Annotated in this window: 15 protein-coding genes and 1 pseudogene; 2 read left to right on the forward strand and 14 right to left on the reverse strand. The window is 36.2% G+C overall.

Translation table 11 applies throughout. The features are described 5' to 3' along the window. Positions 1-21: 21 nt before the first annotated feature. The 6 genes from IGI63_RS03000 to tyrS all read right to left on the reverse strand — a co-directional run bounded on the left by IGI63_RS03000 (position 22) and on the right by tyrS (position 3,910). Positions 22-240, reverse strand: a complete 219-nt coding sequence (locus tag IGI63_RS03000; protein WP_002357397.1) for a YneF family protein — start codon at positions 238-240, stop codon at positions 22-24. A 193-nt stretch (positions 241-433) separates the two neighbouring features. Continuing rightward, positions 434-1,327 (reverse strand): deoxyribonuclease IV, encoded by an 894-nt coding sequence (locus IGI63_RS03005; RefSeq protein ID WP_002361913.1) that lies wholly within the window; start codon positions 1,325-1,327, stop codon positions 434-436. A gap of 10 nt (positions 1,328-1,337) precedes the next feature. Continuing rightward, positions 1,338-1,805 (reverse strand): DUF1801 domain-containing protein, encoded by a 468-nt coding sequence (locus IGI63_RS03010; protein ID WP_002369299.1) that lies wholly within the window; start codon positions 1,803-1,805, stop codon positions 1,338-1,340. Next, complete coding sequence (locus IGI63_RS03015; RefSeq protein WP_033592453.1) at positions 1,805-2,467, reverse strand: YdeI/OmpD-associated family protein; 663 nt, start codon at positions 2,465-2,467, stop codon at positions 1,805-1,807. The genes IGI63_RS03010 and IGI63_RS03015 overlap by 1 nt, the downstream gene beginning before the upstream one ends. Beyond that, positions 2,464-2,643, reverse strand: coding sequence for a hypothetical protein (locus IGI63_RS03020; protein WP_002365741.1), 180 nt, complete (start codon positions 2,641-2,643; stop codon positions 2,464-2,466). Before IGI63_RS03020 ends, IGI63_RS03015 begins: the two co-directional genes overlap by 4 nt. Before the next feature lie 4 nt (positions 2,644-2,647). Next, a complete protein-coding gene (gene tyrS / locus IGI63_RS03025; protein ID WP_429975291.1) occupies positions 2,648-3,910 on the reverse strand; it encodes a tyrosine--tRNA ligase in 1,263 nt (420 codons plus the stop codon). Positions 3,911-4,094: 184 nt separating this feature from the next. Here tyrS and IGI63_RS03030 point away from each other — a divergent pair, with 184 nt between their 5' ends. Beyond that, complete coding sequence (locus IGI63_RS03030) at positions 4,095-6,506, forward strand: transglycosylase domain-containing protein (RefSeq protein WP_429975292.1); 2,412 nt, start codon at positions 4,095-4,097, stop codon at positions 6,504-6,506. Between the two features lie 185 nt (positions 6,507-6,691). On the opposite strand, the pseudogene IGI63_RS03035 reads toward IGI63_RS03030, so the two are convergent. From IGI63_RS03035 to ccpA, 3 genes and pseudogenes are all read right to left on the reverse strand, one after another. After that, positions 6,692-7,790: pseudogene (locus IGI63_RS03035) on the reverse strand (ABC transporter permease). Further along, positions 7,783-8,475, reverse strand: a complete 693-nt coding sequence (locus IGI63_RS03040) for an ATP-binding cassette domain-containing protein (protein WP_033917921.1) — start codon at positions 8,473-8,475, stop codon at positions 7,783-7,785. Before IGI63_RS03040 ends, IGI63_RS03035 begins: the two are co-directional and overlap by 8 nt. Positions 8,476-8,664: 189 nt before the next feature. Further along, complete coding sequence (ccpA, locus tag IGI63_RS03045) at positions 8,665-9,666, reverse strand: catabolite control protein A (protein ID WP_002357319.1); 1,002 nt, start codon at positions 9,664-9,666, stop codon at positions 8,665-8,667. A 214-nt stretch (positions 9,667-9,880) separates the two neighbouring features. On the opposite strand from ccpA, the gene IGI63_RS03050 reads away from it, so the two are divergent. After that, the gene (locus tag IGI63_RS03050) at positions 9,881-10,984 is read left to right on the forward strand and encodes an aminopeptidase P family protein (RefSeq protein WP_002366790.1); all 1,104 of its coding nucleotides are present in this window, start codon (positions 9,881-9,883) and stop codon (positions 10,982-10,984) included. Positions 10,985-11,104: 120 nt separating this feature from the next. On the opposite strand, the gene IGI63_RS03055 is transcribed toward IGI63_RS03050, so the two are convergent. The 5 genes from IGI63_RS03055 to lgt form a co-directional block, all read right to left on the reverse strand. Continuing rightward, entirely contained in the window at positions 11,105-11,692 is a 588-nt protein-coding gene (locus tag IGI63_RS03055; protein ID WP_025187047.1) for a YtxH domain-containing protein, read from the reverse strand. A gap of 15 nt (positions 11,693-11,707) precedes the next feature. After that, entirely contained in the window at positions 11,708-12,139 is a 432-nt protein-coding gene (locus IGI63_RS03060) for a DUF948 domain-containing protein (RefSeq protein WP_002357316.1), read from the reverse strand. A 177-nt stretch (positions 12,140-12,316) separates the two neighbouring features. Next, entirely contained in the window at positions 12,317-13,213 is an 897-nt protein-coding gene (galU, locus tag IGI63_RS03065) for a UTP--glucose-1-phosphate uridylyltransferase GalU (RefSeq protein ID WP_002357314.1), read from the reverse strand. An 11-nt stretch (positions 13,214-13,224) separates the two neighbouring features. After that, complete coding sequence (locus IGI63_RS03070; protein ID WP_429975293.1) at positions 13,225-14,247, reverse strand: NAD(P)H-dependent glycerol-3-phosphate dehydrogenase; 1,023 nt, start codon at positions 14,245-14,247, stop codon at positions 13,225-13,227. A 68-nt stretch (positions 14,248-14,315) separates the two neighbouring features. Then, the gene (gene lgt, locus IGI63_RS03075) at positions 14,316-15,149 is read right to left on the reverse strand and encodes a prolipoprotein diacylglyceryl transferase (RefSeq protein WP_002381830.1); all 834 of its coding nucleotides are present in this window, start codon (positions 15,147-15,149) and stop codon (positions 14,316-14,318) included. Between the last annotated feature and the right edge of the window lie 9 nt (positions 15,150-15,158).

Here is a 15,158-nt window from a genome sequence, read left to right on the forward strand (position 1 = left end):
TGATTACCTGAATAACCTTTACTATTTTCCTTGGTTTTTCATTTGTTGCATCATTTGTCTAACCTTTTTCTCTGACGGTTTTTGACCCATTGATGCCATCATCATGCGTAACATATCCTCATTAACGGGAGGATTTTTTTTGAAATAATCTTGCATATATTTGCGTGCAAGGAAAAAGCCCCCTGCAGCGCCTACTAATAAAGCGATTACTGCGATTAATACTACCCAACCTGTTGCCATTGAAACTCTCTCCTCTCCGTATAGTTTTGCTCTCAATGAATTATTTTACTAGAAATAGCAAAAAAAGAAAAGTTCTTTTTGCGGGATTTCTCTTAAATAATGAAAAAAGTCTGATTTTTTTGCAAAATAGTGATTAAAAGTCAAAAATATACGCTCTTAAATGTCAATAGGACCTTTAAGAGCGATTGTTGCTTTAGTTTTGTCCTTGAATTTTTTCTAATAATTCTGGATCAAATGTTTGATTTTTTAACATCGCAATTTCAAAGCCGTAAGGGGCCTTTTTATTTTTTTTGTCTTCTCCGACATAAGGTGTTTCTAAAATTTTTGGTAAAGCAGCTAATTTTTCATGGTGAACCACACCGTTTAAAGCTTCAAAACCAATAGTGCCAAAACCAATATTGGCATGACGATCTTTATGTGAGCCCATAGGATTTTTAGAATCATTCACATGAATAACTTTTAAACGATCCAATCCGATAATTTTATCAAATTCAACTAATACGCCATCAAAATCATCTTTTACATTATAACCTGCATCATTAATGTGGCAAGTATCCAGAGTGACAGAAAGTTTATCATTTAGCGTAACTCCGTCAATAATCGCAGCTAGTTCATCAAACGTACGGCCAATTTCGGTTCCTTTACCAGCCATTGTTTCTAAAGCGATTTGAGGGATTTGCTCTTTCCACAAGACTTCGTTTAGACCTTTAACAATTTGTTTAATGCCGGCTTCTGGACCTGCACCAACATGCGCACCTGGATGTAACGTGATTTGCGTTGCTCCCAACGCTTGTGCTCGCTCAATTTCTTGACGCAAAAAGTCTACGGCAAAACCGAAATTTTCCGTTTTAATTGTATTACCTAAATTAATAATATACGGGGCATGAACGACGATATTACTTAAATTGTGTTCCTTCATAAAAGCTTGCCCAGCTTCAATATTCATTTCTTCAATCGGTTTCCGGCGCGTGTTTTGTGGCGCGCCTGTATAAATCATAAAGGTTGTTGAGCCATAACTAGCCGCTTCCTCGGCAGAGCCTAATAGCATTTTCTTGCCACTCATACTAACGTGTGATCCTAATAACATGTGGTTCCTCCTAATAATTCTTCTTTTTCTTTTGGTAGTGTTGATACTGTTGCAGCCATTCTTCAAGCGTGATTTTTGTTACTAATTCGCCAATTAGTTCATAGGGTATTCGCTTAGGATTAGTGAAGCGAAGACAACTTTTCCCCATGTTTAGCTTTGTTGACACTTGTTCCTGATAGGCTTCTTGAAACCAACTTCGGACGGCTTCATTTCCCATTAATCCCATGTGATATAAAGCTACTTGCCTTTTAGTAGCGCCTAAGCTGATAAATGGTAACGGTTCATCACCACGGTTAAGATAGCCTTCTGGAAATACTGAAAGCGGCACAACAAAGGTTGGCATGCCATATTGCATTGTTAATTCAAATCCTGCTGGCAAATTTTGCGAAACGACATCTAATACTTGCTGATAAGCAATTCGCCAGTTTGGTTCAACTGTTTCGATGTATGCTGTAACTGTTTCAATTGACTGCGCCATTATTTCTTCCTTTGCTGATAAAGCGCTTTGGTTTTATAGCCTTCTTTTAAAATAACTAACATTTCAGTTTGCCGCTTTTTCCGTGTCTCCGCTCGCTTTGCACTAAATACATACCGCGCCCACTCTTTTTGATAACCAGGCGTTAATGCAGCGAATGTCGCTGCAGCAGCTGGTTCTGTTTGTACCAACGCTTCAATTTCTGGTAAATATTGAACATAATCCCCAACAGCAGAACTGGTCTGATTCTTCGCTGGCTTTTTAAGAACATTCTTCATGCCGACAACCGTAAAAGTCTCATCTAAACTAACCATGCGATTAAATTTTAAGGTTGAGCCTTTAATATACCCATCTGCCTCGTTTACTTGTAATGTTGGAAAAATTTCATCTCGGTGGACAAAGGTTGGATACATTTTATTGCCTTTTTTCGGATAAGCCACATATAACAACCCATTTTCTACTAAATGTTGACCTTCAATCACCATTGAAACAATCTCTTGAAATTCCGCCATCGTTTTCACAAATGCAAAAATCAGCTCAACTGGTTCTGAAGGTAATTGCTGCGCGGCTGAAACAAATTCAGATAGATACTCTGCCTGTGGTCTATTTAAAATAACTGGGTGCTGATACTTCGTTAAGTTTAACTTTTCGACAATTGATTTCATAACCTACTCCTTATAGCGACTGCACTTTTTATTCTAGCATAGCACAAGTTATCTGTAATTGAATATGCCCAATAGTAAAAAAGAGTTTTTTGTAACAGAATTAATCCCAATTTATCTTTTTTAAAAGCGAAAGCTTGGAACCTGTTGTCTAAACGACCTTCGTCCCAAGCTTTCATTTTTTTAGTATTTTAACAAGAAATATTTTTTCTTACCGCGACGAATCACAGTAAATTGTCCTTCGATTTTATCAGTTTCTGTCAATTCAGCTGCTAAATCTTGTCTACGTTCTCCATTGACGTAAATCGCTCCATTTTGAACATCTTCACGGGCTTGACGTTTGGATGGTTCTATTTTTGAGGTAACTAATAAGTCGACTAAACTTAATTGATCCTCTGGTTGCACCTCATACGTTGGTACATCTTTAAAGCCTTGTTTAATTTCTTCTGCTGTTAAGCTTTGGATATCTCCGCTGAACAACGCTTCTGAAATTTTAACCGCTTGATGATAGGCTGCTTCACCGTGGACTAAAGTAGTCACTTCTTTGGCTAACGCTTTTTGCGCAGCACGTTGACCTGGGTTCGCTGTAAATTCTTCTTCAATTGTTGCAATTTCATCCAATGTTAAGAAAGTAAAGTATTTCAAGAATTTCACGACATCACGATCATCTGTGTTAATCCAGAATTGATAAAATTCATATGGCGAAGTTTTTTCAGCATCTAGCCAAACTGCGTTTCCTTCTGTTTTACCAAATTTGGTACCATCTGCTTTTGTAATTAAAGGCATAGTTAAGCCAAATCCTTGAACTTCTTGTTCTCGGCGTAATAATTCAATCCCTGAAGTAATGTTTCCCCATTGATCACTGCCGCCTAATTGCAATAAACAACCTTCTGTTTCGTACAATTTCAAGAAATCATACGCTTGTAATAATTGATACGCAAATTCAGTATAAGAAATTCCTGTTTCGATTCGACGTTTCACGCTTTCTTTACTCATCATATAGTTAATTGTAAAGTTTTTTCCCACATCACGTAAGAAATCAATTAACGAAAGCTCTCCAAGCCAATCATAGTTATTTGCTAGAACCGCTGGATTTTTTTCATCTTCAAAATCGATAAAACGTGACAACTGGCCCTTAATACTTTCAGACCAAGCTTTCACTGTATCAAGTGTGTTTAAACTACGTTCTGCATCTTTGAATGATGGATCACCAATCATGCCTGTTCCGCCACCAACTAAAGCAATGGGCACATGACCATTTTGTTGGAAACGACGTAACATAAGAATTGGCAGTAGATGCCCGATGTGTAAACTGTCTGCCGTTGGATCAAAGCCGATATATAATTTAACAGATTCTTCATTTAATTGTTTTTGTAAGGCTTCTTCATCTGTGACTTGGTAGACCAACCCACGGGCTTTTAATTCTTCAAAAAAAGCTGAATTCATGATTTTCCTCCTATAGTAAAACATAATAATAGATCAAATTCCCCTATTCATAGTAACCGATTCTGTCACACTTGAAAAGTCAAAAAATGAGATTTCCCTATTTTCTATTAAGTTTTTTCAACAAAAAATGGCAATTGGTGTAGAAACTATTCATAGAAGCTTTTTTTTGCTATAATAACACAGAATGTATCATTTTATTGAGGTGAAGCTTTTGAAAAATAATTCAAGTAACAATAAGCAAAAACCAACGACCTCTTCTGGCGGCAATGTCTTTTTACTTATTTTAAATGTCATTATTCGCGTTTTTCAGTCATTAGTGGTTTTTGGGGTTATTCTGATTGTCTTAGGTGGCTCTCTTGGCTTAGGTATCGGAATGGGCTATTTTGCTTTTCTAGTTGAAGATACACAGCCCCCAACGAAGGAAGAATTGCAAAAAGAAATCAGTGATATTACCGAAGTGTCAAAAATGACTTACGCAGATGGTACTCCGATTGCTAACATCAAATCAGATTTAATTCGGACACGAATTAATGGCGATCAAATGTCTCCATTGCTAAAAAAAGCCATTATTTCAACAGAAGATGAATATTTTGAAGAACATCATGGGGTAGTACCAAAAGCGCTAGTTCGAGCGTTGATTTCTGATGCGACAGGTATCGGCGGTTCTTCTGGTGGTTCAACATTGACTCAGCAATTGGTAAAACAACAGATTTTAACTGACGAAACGACTTTTAAACGGAAAGCCAACGAAATTTTATTAGCTTTACGTATTGAAAAATACTTCTCTAAGGACGAAATCGTGACAACTTATCTAAATGTCTCCCCTTTTGGTCGTAATAACAAAGGTGAAAATATTGCAGGCGTGGAAGAAGCAGCCAAAGGACTCTTTGGTAAAAGTGCCAAGGACTTGAATCTTCCTCAAGCGGCCTTTATCGCAGGACTTCCCCAAAGTCCCATTGTTTACACGCCCTATACTAACACTGGTGCCTTGAAAGACGATTTGTCTTTAGGAATGAAGAGAAAAGATTTTGTTCTTTTCAGTATGTACCGAGAAAAAGCAATTTCACAAAAGGAATATGAAGAAGCCAAAGCTTACGACTTGAAAAAAGACTTTTTACCAACTGAACAGGCCAATGTCAATACAGAAGGCTATCTATACTATACGGTGTTAGATAAAGCAGTTGAGATTGTCATGGATTTAGATATGAAAAAAGCTAAAGTTAATCGTGATGATTTAGATCAAGTTGGTTTAGATCAATATGAAGAACAAGCACGTCGCGAAATCCAGTCGCAAGGCTATACAATCCAATCAACCATTGATCAGAACATTTATAACACGATGCAAACCGCTGTCGCAAATTATGGTTATTTGCTTGATGATGGCACTGCAGATGTCAATGGGAATACAATGATTGAAACTGGGAATATTTTAATGGATAACGCTACTGGTCGTATCCTCGGTTTTATCGGCGGCAGAAACTTCGATATTAATCAAAATAACCATGCCTTTAATGCCGATCGTCAAGTTGGTTCTACGATTAAACCAATTTCTGTCTATGGCCCTGCGATTGATCAAGGACTCATTGGTTCTGAAAGTCGTCTGGCCAACTACACGACTACTTATTCAGATGGCACTCCTTTTGCTAACTCAACAACTGTGGATTTAAATCAATTTGTAACCGTTCGAAATGCGTTAAATTGGTCTTTTAACATCCCTGTGTATCATGTAAATGAAGAATTGAAAAAGAAAAAAGGTGATGATAATTTTTCTTACAATCACTACTTAAGTAAAATGAACTATCCAGCTTCAGATGCTTGGGCTTACGAATCTGCGCCATTGGGTCCAGTAGAAACAAATGTTGTAACTCAAACAAACGGTTTCCAAGCACTTGCTAACAAAGGTAAATATCAAAAAGCCTACATGATTGAAAAAATTACAGACAATAGCGGACATGTAGTCTACGAACACAAAGATGAAGGAACGCAAGTTTATTCACCGGCGACCGCTTCTATTATGAATGACTTGTTGCGCTCAGTGGTGGATTCTGCGAATACAACAAAATTCAAACCAACGTTAGCTGGCTTGAATCCTCATTTAGCTAGTGCTGATTGGGTCGGAAAAACTGGGACAACTGATGACTATAAAGATTCATGGCTGATTGTCTCTACCCCAACTGTGACACTAAGTTCTTGGGCAGGACATGATCTACCAGCACCAATGACGATGACCAGCGGCGACAATAATGGGAATTATATGGCGAACTTAGCCAACGCGCTGTACTATGCGAATCCAGAATTGTTTGGCATTGGTCAAAAATTTGAATTAGACCCAAGTGTTATTAAATCAAAAGTTTCTGAATTTACTGGTGAAAAACCTGGCTCAATTACCTATAATGGTGCCAAGTTCAACACACCTGGCAAAACAACGACTTCATACTATGCCAAAGATGGTGCACCACAAAGTACCTATAAATTTGGGATCGGTGGAACAGACAGCAATTACGCTTCTTACTGGGGAAATCTTGCTCCACGAGCCACTACAAATAATAACAACAACAATAACAATAAAAACAACGATAATAAAAAGAACAACTAAAGAATTTGGTAAGTTAAGCTTGTAACCAAAATTATGTAAAAAAGTAGAGACGTAATTCATCAATTGGTGGATTACGTCTCTACTTTTATTGTTTCTCTTATTCTTTACCATCGATACTAGCTCGAGCTATTCTAAAATAGCTCCTACATTTAATGAAATAATATGCATCAATCAACCTATTTTAACTAAAATAATCCCTTTCTGTTTCTCAAAACAATAGCAGATACTATTAAACTTATTAATACATAGACAACTATCATCTTTAAAGAAAAATCAAATGTGAGACCTATCTCATCCATCGGCTCATACCCATTTCCTCCATTAATAATTTTAGGAAAATTCATATAAGCTGTAAAGAAAAATTTATTGGAAAGCAGGCTAACTCCTGAAGATAATACCACACCAACAATTAGCAAGCTATGAACAATCAAATTTCCAGTAAACAGCGAAAGCAAGAAACTGAATACTGTCAATGCTAATAACAGCATACCAAACATAATTAGGCTTCTCGACAAATAGTTAGAAAGAGAAATGATTGTAACACTTTGTCCCTTATCAATAATCGCGACTGGATAATCAGGGTTTCCCAGACCATTTTTGAAAAATGCACTGATTACAGAAAGAAAGATTGACAGATAAGAAACCAATCCGACTGTAAACAAAATACTACTTATTTTAATAGAATATTTTTCCCATAATTTTAAGGGAAGTCCATTCCATAAAGAAACAGTATTTTTCTTTTTCTAAAGTTGCGAGCGCTATAATCATTAAACTAGGGATAATTAATAATAATGTATATGGAAAATCCATCGATAAAAGAAAACCTAGGTAATTCAAAGCAGGCATTTTAGCAACTTCAGAAGAATCAACTTGTTTGATCCTGTTTTCAGATAAATATTGCAATTCTTTGACTCTTTTTTGTTGCTCAATAATTGGTATACTGTACAACGTTCCTTTTAACATTGCGTTTAAATTACTTTCTTCCAATTTTTTCTCAGCTTCTAATAAAGCCCATTTATCACCAATTTTGATGGCATTAATTGCTTTCCTTAATTGCTCACTTTCATCTTCTATCTCATTTAAAGTTTCTTTTGCTGCAGGTTCATTTTTCATTTTTTCTTTCGCTTGTTCGTTATTTTTGATTCGGTTTTCATATTGCATTTCTTTAAAAGAAAGTTGTTGGGGTTGAGCTAGCAGCGGATAAATTAACATTAAAATAAAGGCTACAAACACAAACCACAGACTCTTCTCTTTCAATATTTTTATCGTTTCTATCTTAAGCATTTCTTTCTTCTCCTCTTAAATATAAGTTATCATATTGTTCACGTAAAGAAAGGTTACGTTGATCATTCTCAACCAGCTTTTTATTTTTCATAAATAAAATACGTGTACATGTGTGTTCAACATTATACAAATCATGAGAAGATAAAATAACTATTTTATCTTTGGAAACTATTTCTTTTAAGCACATTATGAATAAACTAACACTAGTAGGATCCAAGCCATTAAAAGGTTCGTCTAACAAAAGTATTGTTGCATCACTTGCTAGGTACATCGCTAATAATACATGTTGTTTCATTCCGAGAGATAATTTTTTTATTATTCTATTTTGATATTCTTTCATCTTTAATTGTTCAAAAATATGCTCTATATCGCTATTACTTTTCCAAGCGGCTTTAATATATTCAAGATGTTCTTTCGGCGTCAAATAATCATATAAATTTTTACTACTTTCAAGAAAAAATAGTTCTTTTAAATACGTTGCACTTCTACTATTGTAATCAATCTTATTTAAACTAATATTTCCATTTTTTCTAGGGATTAAACCAGATATAGCATTAAAGAACGTGGTTTTTCCAGTTCCATTAGGAGCAACTAAGCCAATTATTTCACCAAATTCAGCTTGCATAGATAAATTTTTTATAATTGTTCTATTACCATACTCGACAGTTAATTCTTTTACCTTCATAGAAACACCTCTTTTTTTAATCTAAAGATACCATAAGCAATGCTTTACCGACCGATTTTCTAATCAACTTAATCTTATTTTAATTTTCAATCTTACTGTGTATTAATCGCAGAATGCAAAAAAGTACAAGAAGAAATCATTTTCATGATTTCTCCTTGTACTTTTTTGCATTTCTAGTAGAATTTTCTCTTATTTTGTTGAACCTTTTTGATCAATTCCATAAGGTAAAACAACTGTTTTTTCTTCAATTTCTTCTTTGTTCATTAGTTTTGTTAATAAGCGCATTGACACGGCACCGATATCATATAAAGGTTGTGTAATACTTGATAGACGTGGACGAGAGACTTCTGTAAGCAATGAGTTATTGCTTGTAATGATTTCAAATTCTTCTGGAACTTTCACACCAGCATCTAGCATCCCATCTAATAAACCAATCGCTAGCTCATCGTCTGTAACAAAGGCAGCTGTTGCTCCACTGTTACGGACACGCTCAGCCAAATTAATACCTGCTTTAAATTTATATTCAGATTCAAAAACTAAGCCTTCATTATAAGACAAGCCATTTTCCGCTAAAGCTTCTTTGTAGCCTTTCATCCGGTTTTGACCATTAATTGGATCGATTAATGCACCACTAACAAAAGCAATTTTTTTGTTCCCATTTTTCGCTAAAGTCGCTGTTGCGTCTTTCGTTGCTTCTGTGTAATCAATATTAACGCTACCGACTTGTTCATCTGGATCAATTGAACCTGCTAAGACAACAGGCGTTTTTGAACGTGAAAATTCACCACGAATATCATCTGTAATGCGATGACCCATAAAGATAATCCCATCTACTTGCTTGGCAAGTAAATTGTTTAATACAGTAACTTCTTTTTGATCGTCTCCATCTGAATTAGCTAAAATGATATTGTATTTATACATTGTAGCCACGTCGTCAATGCCACGTGCTAATGAAGCAAAAAATGCATTACTAACATCTGGAATAATGACACCCACTGTTGTCGTTTTTTTACTTGCTAAACCACGTGCGACTGCGTTAGGACGGTAATCTAAGCGATCAATCACTTCTAAGACTTTTTTACGCGTTGCTGGTTTTACATTGGGATTACCATTGACAACACGAGAAACAGTAGCCATAGATACATTTGCCTCTCTAGCAACATCATAAATTGTAATTGTTTGTTTTTCCATGTTTCTTCTCCTATAAATATGAATTTGTTCTCATTTTCTGAAAACACTGTTTACATTTCTTTCCTAGCCTAGAATATCAAAATTCTTCTATTTTTGCAACCGTTTTATCGTTTTTTCATGAAAATTTACTTTCCATTTCAAAAGGAACTTTTTGTCATTTCATGTTATGATAGTACTGTGATTCACTTCAGAATAAAAGAAAGAAGGATGTTTTATGAATCAAGAAAAAATTGCCGATTTAAAAAATTGGATGCACCAAGAAAAGATTGACTTCACTTATATTAGTGATCCTGGTCATATCGCTTACTTTTCCGGTTACGAAAGCGAACCTCATGAACGCGTGTTAGCTTTGTTTATCGCTGCGGACGACCAATCATTTTTATTTACACCTGCATTGGAAGTCGAAGATGCCGAAAATAGTAGTTGGACTTATCCCGTTTATGGTTATTTAGATAGCGAAAATCCTTGGGAAAAAATTGCGGCTTTATTAAATAAACGAACACAAGGCACGCCACGCTTTGCTTTAGAAAAACAAGCTCTTTCTTTAGCTCGTTTTGATCAATTGAAAACCTATTTTCCAGCTAGCGATTTTTCGCATGATGTTACGCCTTTAATTGAAAAACTTCAATTAATTAAAACAGAACCTGAAATTCAACGTTTACTAGAAGCTGGTAGTTGGGCGGATGTCGCTTTTGAGATTGGCTTCAAAGCAATTCAAGCAGGCGTTGCGGAACAAGAAATTGTTGCAGAAATCGAGTATCAATTAAAACGTCAAGGTATTCGCTCAATGAGTTTTGATACGTTAGTCTTAACAGGAAAAAACGGAGCTAGTCCTCACGGGGTACCTGGCGAAACAAAAATTGAGCCCCATGACTTAGTGTTATTTGATTTAGGTGTCGTTCATAATGGCTATTGTAGTGATGCCACACGAACAGTCAGCTACTTGGAACCTTCTGATTTCCAAAAAGAAATTTATGGAATTGTTTTAGAAGCACAATTAGCAGCAACTGAAGCGGTGAAACCTGGTGTTACAGCAGGCGAATTAGATGATATTGCTCGAGGTGTAATCACAAAAGCTGGTTATGGTGAATACTTTAACCATCGCTTAGGCCATGGCATTGGAACTACTGTCCATGAATACCCATCGCTGGTTCATGGCAATGATTTAGTCATTGAAGAAGGTATGTGTTTCTCTATTGAGCCCGGTATTTACATTCCTGGAAAAGTAGGCGTTCGTATTGAAGATTGTTTACACGTAACAAAAACAGGCTCCGAACCATTCACTAAGACAACCAAAGAATTGCAAATTATTGAATAGCATAAAAATAAAATGAGGCCATCAGTCAACCGGACTGATGGCCTCATTTCTAAATTTTAAGGTAAGCCGCTGAACAAAAGCAACACGATCCGTTGCTAACTTTCATAAGCTAAACACTTGTTACCCTTTAAATTCTTTTTTTACGTCTTTCGCTGCATCTTTAACATCTTCTTTTGCTTCTGCAGCTTTTTCAGGAACATCTTTGGTGGTTTCTTTTGCTTCACCGACACCAGCAGAAACAGTTTCTTTGGCCGCTGCCGCAGAATCTTTAACGTCAATATAGATATCTTCTGCTGCATCTTCGGCAATTTCACCTAAATCTTCCGCGTGATCTTGAGCATCGTCAGCTGCTTTTTTAAATTGATCAGATAAATCACCTGTTTGTTTTTTAAAGTTATCAAGCATGTCGCCAGAAACACCTTGTGCTTTATCCAATGAATCTTTTGTTTTTTCTTTGACAGAACCTGCCAAATCAGAGGCTTGATCTGATAAAACGCCGGCTTTTTGTTTTGCGATTTCTGTTAATTCTGTTCCTTTTTGAACAGCATAATCTGTGTAATCTTGCGCTTTGTTTTTTAAATCATCTGTTTGATTTGATAAATCATCACGTAATTCTTTACCTGATTTTGGTGCAAGTAATAATGCGGCAACGGCTGCTGCTGTTCCACCAATTACTGCTCCTAAGAAAAATCCGCCTTTTTTAGCCATAAAAATCTCCTCCAATTAGTTATTTGTTTTTTTATTTTTTGAACGCATTGCTCTAAAAGCAGAACCGCCTACTTTACTCACTAAACCAGCTTTCGCTGTGCCTTTCCCTACGGTTCCTACCTTCGTAATCAAATGTTTACTTGAGGTGTTCAATTCAGAGACACTTTCGCTTAAATCAGCAACGGCCGTAAACAACGGATCAATCGTTGCCACTTTTTGATTCACATCTGTCAATAGTTCATTACTTTTAACAAGCAAGCCTTCCACTTGGCGACTCAATACATTCACATCGCTAGTCACGACTTTGATTGTTGTATTTGTTTCATCAATTGTATCTTCAATTTTTGAAACAACTTGAGAAACTTTATATAACACAAGTACTAAAAAGATGACTAAAACAACAAATGCTACCGCTGCAATTAAGGCAGCAATTTCCCCACCTGACATATCATTACTCCCCTCTGCAATTTTATTTATAATCTTAGGATAACACCAACTTATATTTTTCACAACTCATAAAGCTAAGAATGACAATTTATTTTATAAAATTCTCATGCCCTTTTCTTTAAGAAAATAAGCGTAAAATTTCCTTCTAACGAATTGAAATTTTACGCTTATTTTTATTTATTTTTCTTTTGGTTGCTCTTTTTTCGCTAATTGAGCACCTAAATTAATAATGTATTCTCGTAAATTATCTTTTACTTCTGGATGAGTCAAACCATATTCAATGCTTGTTTTCATAAACCCAAATTTATCGCCAACGTCGTAACGTTCTCCTTTAAACTCACGAGCAAAAACGCGTTGTGTTTTATTTAAAGTGTCAATCGCATCTGTTAACTGAATTTCGTTACCAGCGCCTGGTTTTTGATTTTCAAGTACATCAAAAATTTCAGGGGTTAATAAATAACGGCCGATAATCGCTAAATCACTTGGTGCTTCCTCGGGTTTTGGTTTTTCAACAAAATTCTCGACATTGTATAGTCCTTTTTCGATTTCTTTTTCTGGGTTGATAATACCATATTTTGAAGTATCTTCATGGGGTACTTTCATTACCGCAATTGTCGAAGCATGTGTTTGTTCGTAATCATCCATTAATTGTTTCGTTAATGGCACTTTATCTTCCATTAAATCGTCGCCTAACATCACGACAAAAGGTTCATTGCCAACAAATGCTTTCGCTTGTAAAACAGCGTGTCCTAAGCCTTTCGGATGGGATTGACGAATAAAATGTAAATTAACATCCGTTGTTTCTTCGACTAATTTCAATAAATCGGTTTTATTTTTTTCTTTTAAGTTATTTTCTAATTCAACATTTGAATCAAAATGATCTTCAATCGGACGTTTGGCTTTGCCTGTCACAATTAAAATATCTTCGATTCCTGAAGCTAGTGCTTCTTCTACAATAAATTGAATCGTTGGTTTATCAACAATCGGTAACATTTCTTTTGCCATCGCTTTGGTAGCCGGCAAGAAACGTGTTCCTAACCCAGCTGCTGGAATAACTGCCTTTTTAACTTTCATCTTTTTTCCTCCTAAAAATCAAGTGTAAATTCGTTTTCGGTTTTGCCATCGCGCAACATGATTTCTTTTGCTGCTTGTTGTACATCTTCGTCATTGTACAAGACATTGTAGATTGTTTCTGTGATTGGCATTTCAACTTCTAGTTGTTGTGCCAATTCATAGGCTGCTTTAGTTGTTGAAACACCTTCCACAATCATGCCCATGTTTTCTAAGACTTCATCTAACTTATGGCCTTTTCCTAATAAATTACCCGCACGCCAATTTCGAGAATGGACACTTGTACAAGTAACAATTAAATCCCCAACACCACTTAAACCAATAAATGTTAATGGGTTTGCTCCCATCGCAACCCCTAAACGACTAATTTCTGCTAAACCACGAGTCATAATTGCCGCTTTGGCATTATCACCAAAGCCTAAGCCATGAATCGCTCCGGCGCCCAAAGCAATAATATTTTTTAAGGCCGCCCCTGTTTCTACACCAATCACATCATCATTCGTATAAATTCTAAAGTAATCATTCATAAACAACTCTTGCACATACACAGCGTCTGCTAAATTTTCGCTTGCTGCTGTAATGGTTGTAATGTCATGAACAGCGACTTCTTCTGCATGGCTTGGACCAGATAAAACCACAATTCCTTGCCGTTTTTCTGCTGGAATCTCTTCCGCTACCACTTCTGAAATCCGCTTATGTGTACCTTGTTCGAGCCCTTTACTTGCATGAATAATAATTGGTTTTGTTTTTAAATGTTGGGCCACTTCTTGTGCTACTGAACGAATGGCTTTAGTTGGTACCACAAACAGTACCGCATCCACATCTACTAAAGCAGTGGCTAAATCAGTGGTTGCCTGAATTGAAGTAGGTAAGATTAATTCTGGTAAATAATGTTTGTTGGTATGTTTTGTATTTATTTCATCGATTTGCTCTGGTTTATTTCCCCAAATACACACCTCGTGTCCATTTTCGGCTAATACTTGAGCTAAAGCTGTCCCCCAGGAACCTGGACCTAAAACAGCGACTTTTTGTTTCATCGGTGAAACTCTCCTTTCGCTAAACAACGTTACTTCTTTAGTTTACCATATTCTTCGATCAAGTTGGATTAAGAAGTTGTTATTTTTTTCTTTTGTTTCTCCCGATTGTAAAATTTCAAATTGGGATTTCTTCTACGAACGATCACAATAACAATTGCTGCCACGAACATCACTAAAGACAACAATTGTGAGACACGAATGTTACTAAACGCATACAAACTGTCCATCCGTAAGCCTTCGATGAAGAAACGGCCGAAAGAATACCATATTATATAACCTAAAAAGACTTCGCCTTCTTTTAAAAAGTGTGGCTTTTTGCGTAATAACACTAAAACGATAAAGCCTAAAACATTCCAGACAGATTCATATAAAAATGTTGGTTGATGATACGTTCCGTTGATATTCATGTTATCAATGATAAACGTTGGTAAATGGAGATTTTCTAAAAATTGTCTGGTGGTCGCTGGCCCATAGGCTTCATGATTCATAAAGTTGCCCCAGCGACCAATTGCTTGCGCTAAAATCACACTTGGTGCGGCAATATCTAAAAAAGTCCATGTAGAAATGAAACGATGACGCGTAAAGAAAAACAGCGCCAGTCCCCCACCAATAAGACCACCATAAATCGCTAAGCCACCATTTCGAGTAAAGAAAATTTCAATCGGATTGTCTACATAATCTTGCCATTGAAAAGCGACGTAATACAAGCGCGCGCCAACAATTGCTGCAGGTAATCCCCAGAGCATAAAGTCAAAGACATCATCTTCTTTTAAACCAACACGAACGGCTTCACGACTACTTAGCCAAACAGCTAAAGCAATCCCTGAAACAATAATAATTGCATACCAATAGACGGGAATACCGAAAAGGCGAAATGCAATTGAATTTACTTGAGCTAACATCATCACATC

The organism is Enterococcus sp. DIV0086 (genome assembly GCF_050498705.1).
Lineage (GTDB): Bacteria > Bacillota > Bacilli > Lactobacillales > Enterococcaceae > Enterococcus > Enterococcus faecalis.